The sequence below is a fragment of the Fibrobacter sp. genome, from assembly GCA_012523595.1.
Taxonomy (GTDB): Bacteria; Fibrobacterota; Chitinivibrionia; order Chitinivibrionales; family Chitinispirillaceae; genus JAAYIG01.
The window spans coordinates 48,192-64,079 of the sequence record JAAYIG010000076.1; the positions used below are offsets into that span (position 1 = coordinate 48,192).

18 protein-coding genes are annotated in these 15,888 nt (G+C 44.6%); 8 read left to right on the forward strand and 10 right to left on the reverse strand.

Annotation, left to right across the window (positions count from 1 at the left end; genetic code table 11):
• On the reverse strand, positions 1-891 hold the full coding sequence (locus GX089_04645; protein ID NLP01762.1) for a helix-turn-helix domain-containing protein: 891 nt from the start codon (positions 889-891) through the stop codon (positions 1-3).
• Entirely contained in the window at positions 878-1,498 is a 621-nt protein-coding gene (gene maf, locus GX089_04650) for a septum formation protein Maf (protein ID NLP01763.1), read from the reverse strand. Before maf ends, GX089_04645 begins: the two co-directional genes overlap by 14 nt.
• A 292-nt stretch (positions 1,499-1,790) precedes the next feature.
• On the opposite strand from maf, the gene GX089_04655 reads away from it, so the two are divergent.
• The 6 genes from GX089_04655 to GX089_04680 all read left to right on the forward strand — a co-directional run bounded on the left by GX089_04655 (position 1,791) and on the right by GX089_04680 (position 8,276).
• On the forward strand, positions 1,791-2,594 hold the full coding sequence (locus GX089_04655; protein NLP01764.1) for an inositol monophosphatase: 804 nt from the start codon (positions 1,791-1,793) through the stop codon (positions 2,592-2,594).
• A gap of 163 nt (positions 2,595-2,757) precedes the next feature.
• Complete coding sequence (locus GX089_04660; protein NLP01765.1) at positions 2,758-3,690, forward strand: methionyl aminopeptidase; 933 nt, start codon at positions 2,758-2,760, stop codon at positions 3,688-3,690.
• A gap of 57 nt (positions 3,691-3,747) precedes the next feature.
• A complete protein-coding gene (gene hflX, locus GX089_04665; GenBank protein NLP01766.1) occupies positions 3,748-4,902 on the forward strand; it encodes a GTPase HflX in 1,155 nt (384 codons plus the stop codon).
• A gap of 24 nt (positions 4,903-4,926) precedes the next feature.
• Positions 4,927-5,817 (forward strand): DUF58 domain-containing protein, encoded by an 891-nt coding sequence (locus tag GX089_04670; GenBank protein NLP01767.1) that lies wholly within the window; start codon positions 4,927-4,929, stop codon positions 5,815-5,817.
• Positions 5,814-7,784 carry a hypothetical protein gene (locus GX089_04675; GenBank protein ID NLP01768.1) on the forward strand — a complete coding sequence of 657 codons (1,971 nt, stop codon included), beginning with the start codon at positions 5,814-5,816 and terminating at the stop codon, positions 7,782-7,784. Before GX089_04670 ends, GX089_04675 begins: the two co-directional genes overlap by 4 nt.
• A 141-nt stretch (positions 7,785-7,925) precedes the next feature.
• The gene (locus GX089_04680) at positions 7,926-8,276 is read left to right on the forward strand and encodes an STAS domain-containing protein (protein ID NLP01769.1); all 351 of its coding nucleotides are present in this window, start codon (positions 7,926-7,928) and stop codon (positions 8,274-8,276) included.
• A gap of 20 nt (positions 8,277-8,296) precedes the next feature.
• Here the strand turns inward: GX089_04680 and GX089_04685 are convergent, their stop codons facing one another.
• Complete coding sequence (locus GX089_04685) at positions 8,297-9,181, reverse strand: DUF814 domain-containing protein (protein ID NLP01770.1); 885 nt, start codon at positions 9,179-9,181, stop codon at positions 8,297-8,299.
• A gap of 141 nt (positions 9,182-9,322) precedes the next feature.
• Here GX089_04685 and GX089_04690 point away from each other — a divergent pair, with 141 nt between their 5' ends.
• Entirely contained in the window at positions 9,323-9,739 is a 417-nt protein-coding gene (locus GX089_04690; protein NLP01771.1) for a hypothetical protein, read from the forward strand.
• Between the two features lie 157 nt (positions 9,740-9,896).
• Complete coding sequence (locus tag GX089_04695; protein NLP01772.1) at positions 9,897-10,838, forward strand: PD-(D/E)XK nuclease family protein; 942 nt, start codon at positions 9,897-9,899, stop codon at positions 10,836-10,838.
• 3 nt (positions 10,839-10,841) lie between these two features.
• Here GX089_04695 and GX089_04700 read toward each other — a convergent pair whose 3' ends face one another.
• From GX089_04700 to GX089_04730, 7 genes are all read right to left on the reverse strand, one after another.
• Positions 10,842-12,464, reverse strand: a complete 1,623-nt coding sequence (locus GX089_04700; GenBank protein ID NLP01773.1) for a hypothetical protein — start codon at positions 12,462-12,464, stop codon at positions 10,842-10,844.
• Positions 12,465-12,500: 36 nt separating this feature from the next.
• Positions 12,501-12,857, reverse strand: a complete 357-nt coding sequence (locus GX089_04705) for an STAS domain-containing protein (GenBank protein NLP01774.1) — start codon at positions 12,855-12,857, stop codon at positions 12,501-12,503.
• A gap of 4 nt (positions 12,858-12,861) precedes the next feature.
• Positions 12,862-13,650, reverse strand: a complete 789-nt coding sequence (locus GX089_04710; GenBank protein ID NLP01775.1) for an STAS domain-containing protein — start codon at positions 13,648-13,650, stop codon at positions 12,862-12,864.
• 30 nt (positions 13,651-13,680) lie between these two features.
• Entirely contained in the window at positions 13,681-14,124 is a 444-nt protein-coding gene (locus tag GX089_04715) for an ATP-binding protein (protein NLP01776.1), read from the reverse strand.
• Between the two features lie 31 nt (positions 14,125-14,155).
• Positions 14,156-14,488 (reverse strand): hypothetical protein, encoded by a 333-nt coding sequence (locus tag GX089_04720; GenBank protein ID NLP01777.1) that lies wholly within the window; start codon positions 14,486-14,488, stop codon positions 14,156-14,158.
• A 180-nt stretch (positions 14,489-14,668) separates the two neighbouring features.
• Complete coding sequence (locus tag GX089_04725) at positions 14,669-15,517, reverse strand: hypothetical protein (GenBank protein ID NLP01778.1); 849 nt, start codon at positions 15,515-15,517, stop codon at positions 14,669-14,671.
• 74 nt (positions 15,518-15,591) lie between these two features.
• Positions 15,592-15,885 (reverse strand): flagellar biosynthesis protein FlhB, encoded by a 294-nt coding sequence (locus GX089_04730; protein ID NLP01779.1) that lies wholly within the window; start codon positions 15,883-15,885, stop codon positions 15,592-15,594.
• Between the last annotated feature and the right edge of the window lie 3 nt (positions 15,886-15,888).

The following is a 15,888-nucleotide window of genomic DNA, read 5'->3' on the forward strand; positions in this document are numbered from 1 at the left end:
TCAGAGACGGTCTTTAAAAGTGGTGTTCCATCTGGTGGTAGACCAGGGTATTGGTTTACCCAATTTATTCAGTTTGAAAATCACCATGTTTTTCCCTTTGACCTGCAGTTCATTGCCGTTGAAAACGTACTTTACTTTGGTGTTGTTGGCGACCTGGACATTGAGACTGTCGCGGGCATAAAACTCCCTTATGTCGCCATTATAGATAATATTTTTCCATGATTTTCCATCCGAGAAGACCTGAACCGACACTGAATCACCTGTAACTGTGATCGTCAGACGCATCATTCCAGTGTCAACTGCTGCTACCGCAGATGTGTCCACTGCTACCTGACTGTCTGATGGCTGTACGGGGGCACCGGAAAAAAGACTGTCATCAAGAATTGAATCGTTTACCACTGTTCCTGATGCAGTGGTGGTTGCAGAATCTGTGGAAAAGGAAGAATCCGGAAATGAAATCCATCCCTTCTTATTCGCAAAGAAGCTGAAAGCACCAAGGAGCACAATCAGGATCACCGCGATAATAAGCATCGGGCTTCTGTTTTCCTCTTTCTCTCTCATCGAAACCTGAATTTTGTTCGATGGATCGCAGCCGTACTGGTCAATGCTCATACCGCGTTCCATGTAGAATTTCTTGAGAATCTCATCAGGATCCAATGAGAGGTACTTGGCTAATGATCTCAGATAAACCCGCACGTAGGGATCCGCGGGAAGTGACTCATACTCACTCGCTTCCAGAGATTTGATGTAATTAACATTCAGCTTGAGATCTTTGGCGATCGTCTCGATTGTGATACGACGGTTGATCCGTTCTTTCCTGAGGATATCTCCTGCCCTTTCACCTGAGTTCTCCGGCGGGTTGGTGAGATCCTTCTGATTATTCTCTGACATCTGCGGATTCCTTTCGCACGTTGAATTCCTTGAATAGAGATATTGTGTTACTTACCGGAAGGCCAACTACGTTGTAATAGCAGCCCTCAATCCTATCAACAAATATAAGTGCTTTTCCCTGAATAGCGTAAGCACCAGCTTTGTCCCTGTATTCATCATTGCTTAAATATGCATCGATCTCCTCATCACCTATTTCCCTGAAAAATACCTTTGTGGAAGAAAAACCGCTTTCGAAAAAGCCGGTCTCCTCACATCGAAGGGCAATACCGGTGATCACTTCGTGAGATCTTCCGGAGAGACCTTTTAACATCCTGAAAGCATCCTGACGGTCGCGGGGTTTCCCAAGAACCTCCCGGTCTTTCACTACAATTGTGTCTGCTCCAAGAACAAGGGACTCCGGATAATTACCTGAGACTATGCCGGCTTTCAGGGAGGCAAGCTTCTGAACAGATCCTTCCAGATTCGTTGGTTCAATGTATTGCCGCTCCTCGATTGTAGGCGGTGGTATTGTCTCAAATGAAAAACCCATTTGTAAGAGTATCTGTTGCCGTCGAGGTGAGCCGGATGCCAGAATTATCCTTCTGCCGGGGTTCTGCCATTTTATCATAATCTATAAATACCCGGTGGGGGCAAAATCTGTTGTGAATATGAAATATACCATAGGGGAGAGAAAAATGGAAAAGACAAAAGAAATCGGTGGCATAAGGCGGCATAGCGGCGGCATAAATGCCACCGCTAGCCAGGTTAAGCCCGTTGAAACGGGCTTTTAAGAAAACAAAATCCCATTGCCGCGATTTTTCTCACCCCGGTTTACCGGGGTTTTCTTTTCATGGCGTTGGCATTTAATGCCGACGCCACCGATGCCACCAATGTCGTTTCGCCGGAATTATTTTGGTTCAATGCAAAATATAACCAGAGTAATAATAGAGACCGCAAAAGAAGCCGGAAAGCTGATTTTTTCTCTCGTGGGGAAAACCCACTCCAGGAAAAAGGGTGCAAGCTATAACCTTGTTACCCAGGCCGATATGAATGCAGAGGAGATAATCCTGCGCCGCCTTAAAGATGCTTATCCCGATATCGAGGTACTCAGCGAGGAGACCCATTCCAGGCAAAGCACAGATACAGAAAAACTCTGGATTATCGATCCGCTCGATGGCACGAACAATTTCGCACATACTATTCCTCAATATTCCGTTTCAATAGCTTATGCCGAAAAAGGAGAAGTTCTCGCCGGTGCCGTTTACGATCCCTCCAGAGATGAACTGTTTTCAGCAGAAAAGGGCAGGGGGGCATTTCTAAATGGCAAACCCGTCTCTGTATCAACTCGTAGCTCTTTACGCGATTCGATAATCGCTACCGGATTCTACTATGACCGGGGGGAGATGATGGAGAAAACACTGGGATCACTGTACAGACTGTTCAAAGCTGATATTCAGGGTATGCGGAGGATGGGGAGCGCTGCGCTTGACTTGTGCTGGACTGCCTGCGGAAGGTATGACGGGTATTTTGAGTACATGCTCTCACCATGGGATTTTGCAGCAGGATCACTTATTGTGAAGGAGGCGGGAGGGAGATACTGCGACAGGGAAGGCAACAGCAGCGGGCTTTCAGGCACAGGTGCTATCTGCAGTAACGGACTTATTCATGATGATCTTGTAAAGCTGACCAGGTACAGTGATTACCCGGTGCCAAGGTTTGATTAACGCTTGGCCGATGATGCTCTTTATCGCTTAATCTCCAATAATCGCCACCTTTTTACGTAAACTAATTGCAGATGACTTTACCGGTTTTGGATATATCGGGAATGAATTTATTTTTCCTTTCTTTATTCATGTCACAATTTGATTCAGGAATCAGAGAACTCCAATGATTGAAAGAAATGATTTGTGCTGGTGTGGAAGTGGGCGTAAGTATAAAAAATGCCACCTGTTTGAGGACCAGAAGGCAGAGGCTGCAAGTCGGGAAAAGCGGCAGGGGCAGCACCGCAAAAAAGGGCTTATCAAGACTCCTGCAGAGATCGAGGGGATGCGGGCTGCAGGAAAATTCAATGGCAGTCTTATGGATTATATTCGCCCCTTTGTAAAGGCCGGTGTCAGCACCGAATATCTGAACAAACTTGTGCATAAACATACTGTAGATGCCGGTCATGTACCCGCGTGTCTTGGATATCATGGATTCCCGAAGTCACTTTGTACGTCAATAAATAACGTAGTATGCCATGGGATTCCTTCAGAAAAAGAGATTATCAAAGATGGTGATATCATTAACATAGACCTGACCACTATAGTAGGCGGATTCTATGGTGATTCCTCTGAAACTTTTATGATCGGCAAAGTCTCACCCGAGGCCAGACATCTGGTCGAAGTCACTGCAAGAGCAATGATTCTGGGTATCGATGCCGTAAAACCTGGAGTTCCCCTGATATCGATAGCTGAAGCAATAGAACCTTTTGTAAAATCGGAGGGGTGTTCGGTTGTAAGGCAGTACACCGGGCATGGAATAGGAAAAAAATTCCATGAGAATTTCACCGTTTATCATCATATCGATCCTGATTGCGAACCGATAATCCTGGAGCCGGGAATGACCTTTACTGTTGAGCCGATGGTTAACCTGGGTGGATATAAGGTGACTACGGATGAAGTTGACGGATGGACAGTGAGGACAAAAGACGGTTCACTTTCCGCCCAGTTTGAGCACACTGTTCTGGTGACTGAGAGCGGGGCAGAAGTACTCACCCTTACACCATCTCAGAGAAGTGCTGGAGTAAGGCTCGAAATTGGAAATTTACAGTTTAAATAATATGATTTGACAATTCCATAAAATGGAATATCTGAACAGGAAAAAAATACTGCATAAATGATAGAAACCAGACAGATCGCAGAAAAAATAATCCTTGCAGGTCTTCAGACATCCGGGACAGACCCTGCGCTCTTTGAGGAAGACATGCATGAGATGCAGCTTTTATGTGAAACAGCGGGCGCATCTGTTGTTGCAATCATAACTCAGAAGAGAGAAAGACCCGAGTCTTCCACTTATCTGGGACGGGGGAAAATCGAAGAGATCCGCGCTGTCATGAAAGCCAATGATGCCAAAACGCTGATCATTGATGCGCAGCTTTCGCCTGCACAGGTCCGCAATATAGAGAAGATTGTGCAGGGAAAAGTGATCGATCGAAGCCAGTTGATTCTTGATATCTTTGCAAAACATGCACGTACAAGTGAATCGAGGATTCAGGTTGAACTTGCCCAGATGCGCACTCTTTACCCAAGATTGACTCATGCCTGGACCCATTTCTCACAGCAGGTAGGCGGAATCGGTACTCGTGGGCCTGGTGAGAAGCAGCTTGAAATCGACCGCCGTCTCGTACAGAAAAAAATCTCAGATCTCAAAGATAAACTGAAGAAAATCGAAAAAGCACGTCTGACTCAGCGTAAGAGCCGTGATGAATCATTCAGGGTTACACTGGTGGGGTACACAAATGTCGGCAAGTCATCACTGCTCAATGCTCTCTGCGGAGCCGATGTTTTGGTGGAAAACAAGCTTTTCGCTACACTCGACACATCAACAAGACGTGTCTTTATTCCGGGTGCAGACAATGTTGTGATCTCTGATACAGTAGGATTTCTTCGCAAACTGCCCCATCACCTGGTGGCTTCCTTTAAAAGCACTCTGAGTGTGGTCTCTGAGGCACAACTGCTGATATTGATGTTAGATGCTTCAAGTGAATGGTCAGAACAGCAGTTGCAGACTGTGCAATCGGTACTTAAAGAACTTGGGGCGGAAAATACTCCCCGGCTGATAGTGTTCAATAAAATCGATCTGGTAAAAGATCCCTTTGTCAGAAAGCAACTCTCAATCAAACATCCGGAAGCTATATTTATTTCAACGTACAACAAAGAGGATATAGCGACTCTGAAAGAACATATTGCACGGGCGGTAGCCAACTTTGAAAAAGAAAAACAGATCGCAGAAATCATCAAACGGAAAACCAAAAAACTGGTCCATTCCTGACCGGGCAGAAAACGGCTTTGATAGATGAAAACAGCCGCACTTGTAAACCCAAAATATCTGATACCGCTAAATCTCAATCTCAGGGCCAAAATGATAGTCGAGGGCACTATCGCAGGGCTTCACAAGAGCCCTTATCACGGATTCTCCGCTGAATTTCTGGAATACCGGCCCTACCTTGAAGGTGAATCCACCCGGAGAATCGACTGGCGCAAGTTTGCCAAGACTGATCGTACAGTTGTAAAACTCTTCGAAGATGAGACGAATCTCTTTGCGCACATTCTGGTTGATAAGAGTGCCTCGATGGCTTTCAGCTCCAGCGGGAACATGACAAAATTTGAGTATGCCCGCACACTTGCCGCATCATTGGCGATGTTGCTGGTTAACCAGCGCGATGCTGTCGGTCTGGCGGTTTTTGATGAGCAGATCGGGACATTTCTTCCTCCAAGATCTACCAACATCCAGCTCAGGAATATCATCAATTCATTAAACTCGATTCAACCCGGTGCAGCCACACTCTGCGGAAAGGCGGTTGATACCCTTGCCCGAAGCATTAATAAACGAGGCTTGTGTGTCATAATATCCGATCTTTTCGATGAGCTGCAGGAGGTGATAAGGGGACTGAGACATCTCCGTTTCAAACGTCAGGATATAATTGTGATCTGGGTTCTAGATCCCTTCGAACTTGACTTCTCCTCAGGAGCATCCTACCGTATCGACGATCTTGAAACCGGGCAGAGTTTAACTCTCGATGGGTATACTGCATCGAAGTACTTTTCAGAGGGGCTGGAAAAGCACCGGAGAGAGATTGAACTGGCATGTAAAGAGATGCAGATAGATTTTGAATCTGTTTCCACTGAAGAGCCATTCGGCAGATCACTCATGAGGGTGCTTGAAAAGCGGAGGCATCTTCATTGAATTCTTTATCATTTTTCAAACCCGAGTTTTTCTGGGCTCTGTTTGTTCTTGGCGCAATTATATTGATCCATTTCCTGAAGCGCCCCAGGACCAGAAATCTTAAGTTTTCAACACTGCGTTTTTTCCAGTCTCAGGCTATGAAGTCTTTCAAAGCCCGAAGACTCAGGAGTATTCTCCAACTGATTGTCAGATGTGCTCTGGCAGCTCTGATAATTGCGCTTTTTGCCCGTCCCTTTGACAAAAACAATCCTCTCAGCATGATAAATGACCCGCAGGCATCGATCTTTGTTTGGATAGATCCGACTCACAGCATGGAAATGAGAACCGCAGAGAAGAGCAGCGGAGAGATTGCTGCAGAGGTGGCGGATTCATTGCGCAGGAGGCTCCCTGTTACATCGAAATTTTATCTGTATGATCATGCTGTAAAGGAGTTTCTGCCTTCAGTTGACGAGACGGTCCGTTTCTCTTCCAGGCATGGTGACCCGGATCCCGCCAGCGCAATCAGGAAGTTAAAAACCGATGGTGCAGAACGGAAGGTGCTGCTTTTATTGAGTGATTTTCAGGGAAACACCGGTGCTGTGTTTGACAGTATACTCAAGGACTTACCAGATGATATAATGGCCGTTTGTGTACCGGTACTGCAGAATAAATTGTGGAATTACTCAATCAGTGATGCCAGGCAGATTCCCGGACAGAATGCTGTATCTGTAAAGGTGTATGCCCGGGGAAAAGCACTTCAGGGCGGTAAAATCTACGCTGTCATAGATAATATGAGGACTGCACGGATCGAGGTCAGTCTGGCAGAGGATGACAGCACGGAGGTGAGAATTCCGCTTGGAAGCAGTTCAAGGCTCAATGGGGGAGAAGTCATACTGGAGACACCGGACCCGCTCTCATTTGATAATCGTACATTCTTCGCACCCGGACAGAGCTCATCATCCAGAGTACTTATAGTGGGTGACTGGAATGAAAACCAGGTCATTGCCGCTGCGTTAAAAGTGTCTGGCGGTTCGATGTGGGATGAGATAATCATGAAAAACGAGTTGGAGCTGGTATATGATGATCTTGATTCCGCTGACCTCGTCATTATTAACAGCCTAAAGAGGCCATCGAGAGCGCTCGATGCCTTCGCGGCCAGCCATACCAGAATGAAATCTGTCATAATTTCCCTGGCTGTACAGGAGGAGATTCAGAACTGGAGTAGTGCACTGCTGTCAAAGGTATTTGCATCAGCGTCCGGGAAGCTAAGCAGCTTCCGCTCTGATACTCCGGTTCCAATGGTTCTTACAGATACAATTTCAGAGCTCTGGAGAGGTTTCCCGAATATCAAAAGCGAAGAGGTGGCTGTATATGGGTTCTGCAAAGGAATACCCGGGGATGTCCTGTTGAGGTTCGGAGGAGGAGCGCCCGCTGTTTCTGCCATGACCGACAAGGCGGGAAGGAAATGGGTGATTTCAGCTACACCGCTTGGAATAACAAACGAGAACAATCTGTGTGAAACCGGTTTTTTTGTTCCTTTTATCGACAGACTGGCCAGATATGCTGTTTCGGGTTTTCTTGATAATAAACAGGTCTGGATTGCAGGAGATGCGGTCAGGAACCCTTTTTACGGGGAAGGAACTTCAGCTTTGATTGTCAATTCTGATGGCGAAAGGAAAAATATCCTTCAAAACCAGCCTTTTATTAAAATCGACAAGCCCGGGATTTACAAGATGGTTCCTTCGGGAAAACCGTCATGGAATTTTGCTGTAAACGCTGATCCTCACGAAAGCCAGATCATTTCCTCTCTTTCCAATCAAGACAACGAAAAAGTCCTGATTGTGAAAAAAGACCATCTTCTCTCTTCTGCGGATAGCAGCTTAGGGTTCTGGTATTTACCATGGGCTCTTCTATGTCTCCTGTTGCTGGCTGAAATTCTGCTCTGGACCGGAAAAGAATCCGGTGTTGCTAAAAGAAGCTCCGAATAATTATACTTTGTTCGGATTCGGCAGTATCCGGTAAATTTACCGGATACAAAGTATTGATACCGAAACCGAAGACAAACGATTGATGCTTTACAAAATGTTCCTGGTTAATGTACAGAGAACCATTTGGTTCCGGAGCTTATCATGAAAATCGACATAAGTCAGCGGGGGGCTTTTCAGATTCTCAGAATTGAGGAGGATTTGAATGTTATTTCTGATCTTTCTGAATTAAGATTTCTTATAAACGGCTATCTTCGCCAGGGGAGGCGCCATATAGCGGTTTCATTTACAAGTGCCTCATATATTTACAGCGGTGCAATAGCTGTGCTGATTGATGTATTCAAGCAGGTAAAAGAAGAAAACGGCGAACTCTGTATTCTTGAGCCGCATCCCGAAATCCTCTCGATTTTCCATGCCCTGCATCTGGACCAGTTCCTTCCTATTTACTCCTCAGTTGATGAGCTCCCGATGATAGCTGATCCCGCAGTCAGATAATCTGTCGTAGACAGCAGATTTCAATCGGGAGAACTGGTACGAAAAAGATCCTGCGGTGATTTCGGTGATACCCGGATTGTCTTGTAACGGTCGAGAATTACCTGACCTGCCGGTGCGCCTCTGCGTTTATGCACATATCTGGCCTCAGTGTAATGAACCTCTGCAAAGGTACAGTGTTTTGCTTTAGAAAACCAGACTGCCATCGATGCCGCCTCTCTGATAATTTCCGGAGGGGGATACGGTGCGTTTGCAGAATGGCGGATTACAACATGAGAACCGGAATGTCCTGCCACATGAAGCCATATATCCGAGGGGGATGCGAAACGGGTAGACAGTTCATCATTCTGAGTATCTGACTTCCCTATGTAAATGTCCCAGCCCTCCAGAGTATAATGTCTGTAAGGTGTTTTCTCTTTCTTCAGATTTTCTCCGGGAAGATAGCCGGAAAGGAATTCAGTGAGTCTCTTTTCCAGAGCAGCCCGTCTGTTCTCATCCGGCTGCTTGTTGTATTGCTCTATTTCCGTTTCGATTTCCCTGAGTATCCGCATCTCCTCCAGGGTCATTTCCACTTTTTTCGAGTTTGCCGATTCGCCTCTTTTTGAACGTTTTGCCTTCTTGAAATACAGTTGAGCGTTCTCCCTGGAATCAAGCTTTGGATTCAGGGAAACACTTTCTACCGTTTTGCTGTGAATATTTGTGATTTTTGCCTCTGAGAGGCCCCGGCTCAAAGGCGGTGAGATTGCCAGAAGAGAATCTCCGATCTGCTTATACCACAATTGCATTCTGCTTTCTTTGAGCTCTTCCTCCTGTTTTTCCAGCTTTCTGGAGAGTTTTTGTGATACAGACCTGAATTTCCTGAGCAGAGTATCAAAGTGCTCTGTGTCTGACCGTTCTGTACCGTTCATCCTGCAATATCCTCCTTGACAGTACTACTATTCAGTGATACAATTAAAATAGAATTAATGCAGGAAACTGACGAATCAGAAAATCCCGCCGTCAGCGTACCGGAGAAGAGGGGGCGCTTTCGGAAAGCGGGAGGAGAAAAAATGGTTAAAACGTTAACTGTCAGATGCCCACACTGTAACCAGGTAGCAGACATTTTTCTCAGCACGAATGCTTCTGTTATCATTCTGAATTGCCCAACCTGCTTTTCACCGATCATGTATTTTGAAGACAGGATTTTCCTGCTCTCCAAAAACCAGGTGGATGCCATAAAGGACAACACTACAAACGCCTCTATTCTCAAAATGCTCGACAGAATCGCTCATTCCGAGCGTAAAGTTAACAGAACAGCAGGCAAGATGACGGAGGTGCGGACTGCGAAAGCCTGTCGGACACCTCATTTATCAGTCGTTCCTTCGAAAGACAAGCGTGAAAAATATATCTGTGATGACGATATAACCAATCTGAAGATAGAACTGGCACTCTGCACAGATTCAAAGGATTTCATCGATTCTCTTTGAGATATTTCAGATCAGGTAAAAAAACACAGGGCCAGAGTGAATCCGGCCCTTTTTTATTTTTCGCCATTTAAATCAAGCCAATCCTGATTATAATAACCAAGCTCTCATCTCTGGCCACACATTATATTTCAGATATCTCCTGCATAAGAGGACACCATTGGATCTTAAATACCAGAAATATGATTTTACCCCGGTTTTAGGCTGGTCCATAAGCCGCTTCGAGATGTTTGATAAATGTAAGCGGCAGTATTTCTATAACTATTATTCCAGGTTTGTCCCTGATGTCCCCCAGTATAAAATGACCTGGTATAAGGAGCTTACAAGTGTTGCGCTTGAAATCGGGAATGTGGTTCATGATGTACTCGAAAAATTCCTGAAAAGGCTTCAGGTAAGTATTACAGATATCGATGAGGAAAGGTTTTTTCAATACGCCAGGTCTTTAACTGAACAGTATTTTTCCGGGAAAACATTTATCGAGAAGTACTATGGCTATTGTGAAACAATTGACATGGCCAGAGTTCATGAAAAAATCGCAACCTGTCTTAATAACTTCATAAAAAGCCCCTCCTACAGTTGGATCTATATGATCGCAGTGAGGAGTGTAAAAAACTGGATGATAGAACCGGAGGGTTATGGCGAGACACGTCTTCAGGGGCTTAAGGCCTACTGCAAGATGGATTTCCTGCTGCCGGTTGATAATGACATCTATATTCTCGACTGGAAAACAGGAGCAAGGGATGAGTCAAAGCATGGCCGCCAGTTGATAGGGTATGCTGCTGCGGCCAACAGCAATTTCGGTATCCCCTGGGATCATATTTTCCCCAGAATCATCTATTTATATCCGGAATACAGTGAACTTGAGATCAAATACGATCAGAATTCCTTCGATGAATTTTTCAGCGTGATTAAAAGCCAGACAGAGCAGATGTATGCTTTTTGCAAAGACGTTGAAAAGAATATTCCTCTGCCTTTGGAGAATTTTGAAATGACGGTTTCGCCGACAACCTGCAGGAACTGCAATTTCCAGGGGCTTTGTTTTCCGGAGAGAGCAGGGACGAGGAAAAAGGAGGAAATCGCTTTTCCCTGTCCCGGTCAATAATCCTTAAATCTTTTCAGACAATTCCGTTGTCGCTTCAGGAGAGTCTTCCTCGAAAGGTTCCACCTTTCTTCCTTGCCTTAAAGCTTCGGCCTGAAGTTCTTCAACACTCGACATAGGCTCGTCCAGGTGAAGCATCATGAACTCAGCATCATCGGCAAGTTCACAATCAGGAGCGTTCTTTAGAACCCATTTGTAGTTAGCTTCTGCCAGATCCGGTTTATCGAGGTACTCATCGTAAATAAAACCGATCATGAAGAATGTGTTGCATTTCTTGCTTTCATCGGCACCCATCAGAAGGTATTTACGATAATTGGATATAGCCAGAGAATAAAGCTGTTTTTCCATCTGAAGTTTTGCCAGCTCTCCGAAAGCTCTCCTGCCTTCCATAACAAAAGAAAATTCGTTGCTCAGTGTGTTGTAAATCCGCTCCGCTTCATCAACACTCCCTGTATCCCTGAGAGAATCAGCTTTTCTCAGGAGTGCAGCAGGATCCTTGTCCTTTTCATCACGGAGGTCGTTCTGGGTGAATTGTATCGATGCTTTGCTTCTGATCTGGAAGATCATGCTATCAAGGAGGTTCCCTACCTGTGTTTCAAGAAGCTTTGTCATTTTTCTGCTGAATGCCTGAGTATCGGGTTCAGTTGTACTGTAATCATCGTATAAAGCATAGATCACCATTGAAGAGTCAATTTTCGCCATAGATTTTGCAACAGGAACGAGCTTTTCCTCTACATACCGGTTAACCACTTCCAGCTTCCATGCCCATTTCATCATGGATTTCATCTCAGGTGTGGATACAAGACCGGTTTTTTCTGCCTGCTGAGAAAAAAGCTTCCACTTCAGGAGCCATTCCACAAGTTCCTTTTTACCGTGGGGATTATCATAATAGGAAACACGTTCCTCTGGCAGCCAGCTTGTTATCACATCCAGGTCTTCAGGAGTGATCTCTTTGCCTTCCCCGAAGAAATCATCCAAAGAATCAGGATAATTGCTTCCGTATGATTCCTCGTAGAGTTTTTTCATGAAAAAAGCAGAGACATTGCTTCTTACTGTATAGAGCCATTCTCTGTCGATTTCACTCTGGTCAGGAAGTGAATCGCCGAATCTGGAAAGGAAAAGAGAATCCGGTTTGTATTTCTGAAGGAAGATTTTCTCGATTATGTTACCTTTTACAAACGAGAGATCCTCGTAATAGGTAGAGTCTTTACCGGTGGAATCCGTAACTGTTTTCTTGAAAGATTCCTTATTGGTCTGATAGTAATTTTCGATCTCTTTCTCTGTAGCACCCAGGTTCTGTACCAGTATCTCGGTAACATAGACCTGAGCAGGATAGTATCTCTTTTTCCATTTCCAGTCATTGCTTGAAAGAATGCTTTTCTTCGGGAAGCTCCATTTAATTTTGGAGAAAATTGCCTTGGCTTCGAGCATGAATGTGATCTGGGAGCGTTGTCCGGGGAAATACTGGTTCATGCTTGCCGGATACATCCGCAATACTTTCCTGAAGCTCTCGAACTGTTCACGGTCGACACTTTTTCCACCGATTGTGGCAAGAGTGTCATTGTCTGTCTTTTTACTGCAGAAGAAAAGGACAGAAACGGCAAGAAGAATACTCAACAGAAATCTCATAGTTAACCTCTACGGATAATGATGGTTAAAATGGAGTTAATCCAGAGCTGCGATTGCCTCATCGAGCTCATCATATATCTCAAGCAGCGATGTTGCGCCGATAATTTCAATAATCTCATAAACGTTTTCATTGATATTTGCTATTTTGAAACTGCCGCCCTTTTCTTTGGCGGACTTGCTGAAATGGAGAAGAATTCCAAGTCCGGTACTGTTGACATAACGGAGCTTTTGGAAATCCGCTACCAGGTTATTTATGCCCTCATTTAACAGACTGCAGACTTTCTCCAGCACTGTTTCCACATTGGTTGCATCAAGGTCACCGATAAAGCGGATGAGTTTGGCATTAGCCTTGCCCCGGATATCCTCGTAAACCAGATCGATTTGAGACTCCATAACACTATTCCTCTCTTACTTTTTTAATATGAACGCTGGTACCCTTCTCAGAGCAATCCACCGTCAATTCATCTGTGAGCATCTTAATAAGCGCTAACCCTCTCCCTCGCTTATTATCAGATTGTACCTCCTGGCCACCTTCTCTGGGTTTCAGGAGTGCTTTCAGAGAATCCATCTTATCGGGGTCACTCATATTGATAACATCGAGTTCAATCTTCTTTGGGTCGATATTCATCTTCAGATCAACTTTCTGATCATTACCCTGCTTGCCGTGCTCCACCGCGTTATTGCATACCTCATCAACGATGGTTTCGATTCGGAATGAATCCTTATTGCTGTATCCCTTAAACTTTGCTATGCGGCTTATTAGCTGGCGAAGGGGAGGGACTATCTCCAGATATGGCGGAAATGTTACATGAACCATTTCCGGATTCCTCTCAACCTGCCATTTATAGGCATTAAGAGCTGAGCGGTTATCACTGAAAATCCGGAAAATCTTTGTGGCACCCATCAGATTCAGTTTTGTTCTGATCTCAATCTTCAAACCTGCCAAAACCAGGTCTCCACCCCTCTCCACAAGCCGCTTTCTTGCACCCATCAACTCTCCAAGAGCAGCGGAAGAGATCAAAGAGGCCTCAGTCATATCAGCAATAGCGAAATTCCTGTTATATGATTCCAGCTTGTTAAAAGAATCGCTGATCTCACTGATACTGTCGGAATTTAACTCACCTGAGAAATGCAGAATAACTGCATTCTGGGTAGCATTCACTTCCTTTATGTTAATTCGCATCATTTTCTCTCTTTATATATAAAGCTAATCCTGTCAGATATCTTCCCGTTTTCGGACAACATGTACAGATGTCAGATTGTTTTTATCGATCAAAACATCCAGACTCTCCGAGAGCATCCGAACTATCTCCAGACCCAGACCTCGCTTCAGTTCTTCTGCGTTCGTTACATCAGCAGTCTTCAATGCTGCCTGAAGCTTCTCCACATGGATTTTTTCTCCTCCCTGATCTTTTATGGTAAACTCTATACGGTCCTGGAGAAGTGAGCAGATAAGTTCGACTTCAGAATCCTCTCTGTCACAACCGTATGTAACAGCATTATTGCAGATCTCATCAACAATGATCTCTGACCTGTACGCAAACTTCTGGGAAAAACCAGAAACCTGCAACAGTTCCGAAACGAATTTTCTGACAGCCGGGATGTACTCCAGGTCTCCTGGAAAACGGAGCACTACATTGAATGGAAATTTGAGGTTCATAGAAACTGATACTTTCTGAAAAAATGGAATCTCATTCGTCTCCATGTAGAATGAAAGCTTCTTCACCCGATGAGATCATACCCTTTTTCAGCATCGTTTCTACCAGTCTGGAAGTGATCGAAAGGAGAGTAGTGAAAGTCGGTGCTTCATTCAAGCCTTTTATTCTGGCAGATTGAGCGTCTTTTTCCGAACTGCCGCGCATGTTATCCAGAATACACTCCATAACAAACATTATCTCCCCATAGGTCAGGTTCCCTTTGCGATAATCAGAGAACTCCTGTATGGCACTCAGGATAAAATCATGCAGCTTGTTGAATTCGGCTGGATCATCAAATACGTTCTTATATGATCCAATCTCTGCCATCGTTGTCCCTCCTGTTTAAGTTCTGTATCCGAGATTTCAGTGTAAATAATCCGGGTACAAATAAAAACAATAAATCTTTTTCCCAGTATAAAATCAATTTAATCCATCAAATCATAAGAATCAATGTCAATAAACGAATATACATAAAGATCAATATAATGATAAAGTTCCGGAAACAATTTATCTCTGAACTCCATCTGTATCTGCCGGAGAACCTGTACTGTCCGGCTGTGAAATCTCAGAGCTCAACAGACTGTCGGGCTTCGACTGCTCTGTAACCGCACTGTCAGACTCTGTCTTTGTCCCCGAACTGTCGATATCTATCTTCTTTACCTCAACATCGGAAACATCAAAAAGGTCAGAAATCAATGAGGTATTTGCGCTGCCACTGCTTGTATCTGCTTTGGCGGTGACCTCATCTTTTACCCCTTTTTTCCCGGGAAGTGCTTTCCGGCAAAGTTCGGAAATCATCTGGCCTGAAATCCTGACAGCCTCAAATTCCAGCTTTTCCAGTAATTCAGCCCGATCAAGCGCTGAAATGTGCACCAGCTTTTCCAGTGAACCAATCCCTGCCATTCCTCTGGATTTGTACGCCACTGCTTTCACGTCTCCTGAATACGCATAATCGCGATTTGACAGGGTGTACATATTCAAAACAATTGTGAGTTCCCCCTTCAGTTTTACCCAGAAAAGCATCTTGCGCTGAGGGGTTATTTTAAACTCTTTTACCGTTCCCCATACAAAAAGTGTGGTATCATTCGCTATCGGCTCCAGTGCTTCAACCAGAGACTTTGAGACAACAGGATAATCCTGAAAACTAATCATTTTTGCGTATTTCTGAGACTGGAGATAATCCGCCGCATTAACTTCGGGCATAACAGACAGATGCTCTCTGAGCAGACGATCATAGGTCTTTTCCACTGCAGGTGCACCTTCTCCCTGCAAACCTATAAAAACCACTTCATGTCCGGCTGAGCACATCCATACAAGAACAGAAAGAAAACATGCTGCCTTTTCCGCTATTTTCATCAATTCTCCTTTTTCTGTCCACTCCTGAAAAACATATTGCTGCTTTTTAGCTAACAATAAGGCTTAATAGTTTGCTACATCCCCGGTATAGTTTCTTTTCTCATCTCTTTATTTGCCTTATAGATCCAGCTTAGTATTTCAGCTACAGCCGCATACAGCTCAGGTGGAATCTCCCTGTCTATATCGATCTGAGCCAGAAGCTCTACAAGATCATTATCTTGATATATCGGGACACCATTTGCAAGAGCAATCTCTTTGATTTTCCGGGCAATCAAACCCTTTCCCGTTGCTACTACCCTTGGAGCATCGTCCTTCTTTTCCTGGTATCTGAGCGCAACTGCCTTTTCTCTGTTATCTGTTTTTTTCATGGC